Raw genomic sequence first — 3,179 nt, forward strand, 5'->3', positions numbered from 1 at the left:
GGGTGGAGGGGCGCTGGTCGGCGTCGTAGCCCCAGGACTTGCGGGTGACGCCGAAGTCGGTCCAGGTGTCCGTGAAGCGGGTGGCTTCGGTGAGGGTCTGGTAGCCCATGTACTCGGCGAAGGACTCGTTCAGCCAGATGTCGTCCCACCACTTGAGGGTGACGAGGTCGCCGAACCACATGTGGGCCATCTCGTGGGCGATGACCATGGCGCGGGTCTGGCGTTCGGTGTCGGTGACGGCGGAGCGGTAGACGAACTCGTCGCGGAAGGTGACGAGGCCGGGGTTCTCCATGGCGCCGGCGTTGAATTCGGGGACGAAGGCCTGGTCGTAGGAGTCGAACGGGTAGGGCTCGTCGAACTTCTCGTGGTAGCGGTCGTAGCAGGCGCGGGTGACGTCGAGGAGTTCGTCGGCGTCGGCGTCGAGGTAGGGGGCGAGGGAGCGGCGGCAGTGCAGGCCGAAGGGGAGGCCGCGGTGCTCGGTGCGTACGGAGTGCCAGGGGCCGGCGGCGACGGCGACGAGGTAGGTGGAGATGAGCGGTGTGGGGGCCGTCTTCCATACGCCGTCGGCCTTGTGGGTGATGCCGTTGGCGAGGACGGTCCAGTCCTGCGGGGCCTTCACCGACAGTTCGAAGACGGCTTTCAGGTCGGGCTGGTCGAAGGCGGCGAAGACGCGCTGGACGTCGTCCAGGAAGAGCTGGGTGTAGACGTAGGTCTCGCCGTCGGTGGGGTCGGTGAAGCGGTGCATGCCCTCGCCGGTGCGGGAGTAGCGCATCCGGGCGTCCACGCGCAGTTCGTGCTCGCCGGCGGTGAGGTCGGTCAGGGCGAGCCGGTTGCCGTCCAGGGCTTCCGGGTCCAGGGGGTGTCCGTCGAGGGTGACGGAGCGCAGCTCGGCGGGCTTGAGCTCGACGAAGGTGTTCCCGTCCACGCGGGCAGCGAACCTGATCATGGTGCGGGAGTCGAAGGTGTCGTCTCCGCGGGTCAGGTCGAGTTCGATGGTGTAGCGGTGGACGTCGAGGAGCTTTGCTCGGGTCTGCGCTTCGTCGCGCGTCAGTACGGACATGCGTGACATGCTGCCTGATGGCGTCGGCAAGGCACAGAGGCGGATCGGTACGTGCCCGATGTCCGCTCTAGGCGCGGTCGTTTTCGAGCTCCCCGGCGTGCGCCCCCATGGGCCGTTGTGGGCACGCGTGCGTCGGGGTGCGGCAGTCCGGTGCGGGGGTGTGCGGTGGTCCCGGTGTGCTCTGCGACGAGGGAGCGCAGGTGGTGCACTTCGCGTTCGAGGGCGAGGTGGCGCCGGTGGGCGTCGTAGAGGTAGCGGACCTTGGTGCGCAGGGCCCAGGGGTCCACGGGCTTCAGGACGAGGTCGGCGACGCCGAGCCGGAAGGCGGTGGTGGTCAGTTCGTGGTCGGCGCCGAAGCCGGTGAGCAGGATGACGGGGATGTGCTGGGTCTGTTCCACGCGCCGCATGTAGCGCACGACCTCCAGTCCGCTGACGCCGGGCATGCGCACGTCGAGCAGCAGCAGGCCGACCTGGCCGCGGAGGACCTGCTTGAGTGCCTCGTCGCCGCTGGTGGCCCGGCCGAGCTGGTAGCCCAGCGGGGCCAGGGCGCTCTCCAGCGCGTACAGCGTGTCCTCGTGGTCGTCGACGATGAGGATCCTGGTATCCGACGGCATGGCCCGACGCCCCTCCCTCGTGGAGGACCAGAGTAAGTCCGGGACACTGACGGGGTGTGCTCGTCAGCTGACATGCTGTGTACAGGGCAGCATGTCGCGAGCGGGCCGTCGTGTCACTCCCCCGGGGCGTGCGCGAGGTCAGTTGGCGCCGGTGGCGGAGCCGTTGAGCGCTTCGTCCGCGATGCGCTCGTGGTGGCGGATGACCTCGGCGACGATGAAGTTGAGGAACTTCTCGGCGAAGGCCGGGTCCAGCTTGGCGTCTTCGGCGAGGGCGCGGAGCCGGGCGATCTGGCGGGCCTCGCGGGCCGGGTCGGCGGGCGGCAGCTGGTGGCGGGCTTTGAGGTGGCCGACCTGCTGGGTGCATTTGAAGCGCTCGGCGAGCATGTGTACGACGGCCGCGTCGATGTTGTCGATGCTGTCGCGCAGCCGGGCGAGCTCTTCACGGACGGCGGGGTCGGCGTCACGGGAACCGGTGTTGCTGGTGGTCATGGGGCGTCAGCCTACGGGGATCGCGCGGGGTGGCCGTCGGTCGTCTCATTCTTCGGCGGTGAGAGCCGTTCGTGGATGGGTCGTCGTCCTGGCCGTCCATCCGGAGCGAGGCGGCGACGGTGTGCTGTTCGCCGGTCACGGCGCGGATTGCGCCGGGGGCGCCCGGGCGGGGACGACCGGTTTTCGCCGTCCGCTCGCCGCTCGCGGCGGGGGGCGCCCTCGTACAGTGGAACCGGGTTCCGGGGCGTCCCTGGGGGTGAGGCGTGGCGAGCGACGGGCCGGTCGAGCACGGTTACCCGCATCTGGAGACGGTGCGGGCCGCCATCACGGCGCTGTACAGGCGGCTGTCGTACGACACCGTCCAGACGTTCGCGACGAGTGTCGTCCCCGCGGATGTGGCGTTCTGCGACACCGACGATCTGTATCTGGGGGCGCAGCGGGTGGCGCACGAGCTGGTGCGGCACTACCGGCTGCCGGATGCCCGGCTGGTCGTGAGTTTCCGGGGGATGCGGCATGCGGCGAACGTGGAGCTCGCGGCCGGGCCGGAGTACTTCGTGGAGCTGAACGACCGGTTCCGTGACCATCGGCGGGACATCGGGGCGGCCCTGGCGCACGAGGTGATGCACGTGTACCTGCATCGTCTGGACCTGTCCTTCCCGGGCGTCCGGGAAAACGAGATCCTCACGGACACGGCGACGACGTATCTGGGCGCGGGCTGGCTGCTGCTGGACGCGTACCGGGAGGACGGGGCGTCGTCGCAGAAGCTGGGGTATCTCACGCCGGAGGAGTTCGGGTACGTGCTGGCCAAGCGGGCGCTGGTCTTCGGGGAGGACCCGTCGGCGTGGTTCACCAGTGCGGAGGCGTACACGGCGTACGTGAAGGGGATGGAGCTGGCCCGCCTCGATGAACGGCAGCCGCCGCTGACGGCGGCGGGGTGGGCGGGGCGGCGACGGTACGCCCGGGACCGGCGTCACGGGCCGTCGGATCCGCCGCAGCCGGGGGTGCGGTACGCGTTC

Annotated in this window: 3 protein-coding genes and 1 pseudogene; 1 reads left to right on the forward strand and 3 read right to left on the reverse strand. The window is 70.0% G+C overall.

All coding sequences use genetic code 11. The annotated features are described in order from the left end of the window. From C1J00_RS40955 to C1J00_RS40965, 3 genes and pseudogenes are all read right to left on the reverse strand, one after another. Nucleotides 1–1,069, reverse strand: a 1,069-nt coding sequence (locus C1J00_RS40955) for a M1 family aminopeptidase (protein ID WP_281262798.1), incomplete at its 3' end; no start/stop codon positions are given. Between the two features lie 58 nt (nucleotides 1,070–1,127). Continuing rightward, nucleotides 1,128–1,674: pseudogene (locus C1J00_RS40960) on the reverse strand (response regulator). A gap of 138 nt (nucleotides 1,675–1,812) precedes the next feature. Further along, nucleotides 1,813–2,163 (reverse strand): chorismate mutase, encoded by a 351-nt coding sequence (locus tag C1J00_RS40965; RefSeq protein ID WP_102913911.1) that lies wholly within the window; start codon nucleotides 2,161–2,163, stop codon nucleotides 1,813–1,815. A 263-nt stretch (nucleotides 2,164–2,426) separates the two neighbouring features. Here C1J00_RS40965 and C1J00_RS40970 point away from each other — a divergent pair. Continuing rightward, nucleotides 2,427–3,179, forward strand: a 753-nt coding sequence (locus C1J00_RS40970) for a hypothetical protein (protein WP_102913912.1), incomplete at its 3' end; no start/stop codon positions are given.

It is taken from the genome of Streptomyces cahuitamycinicus, from assembly GCF_002891435.1.
Classification (GTDB): Bacteria; Actinomycetota; Actinomycetes; order Streptomycetales; family Streptomycetaceae; genus Streptomyces; species Streptomyces cahuitamycinicus.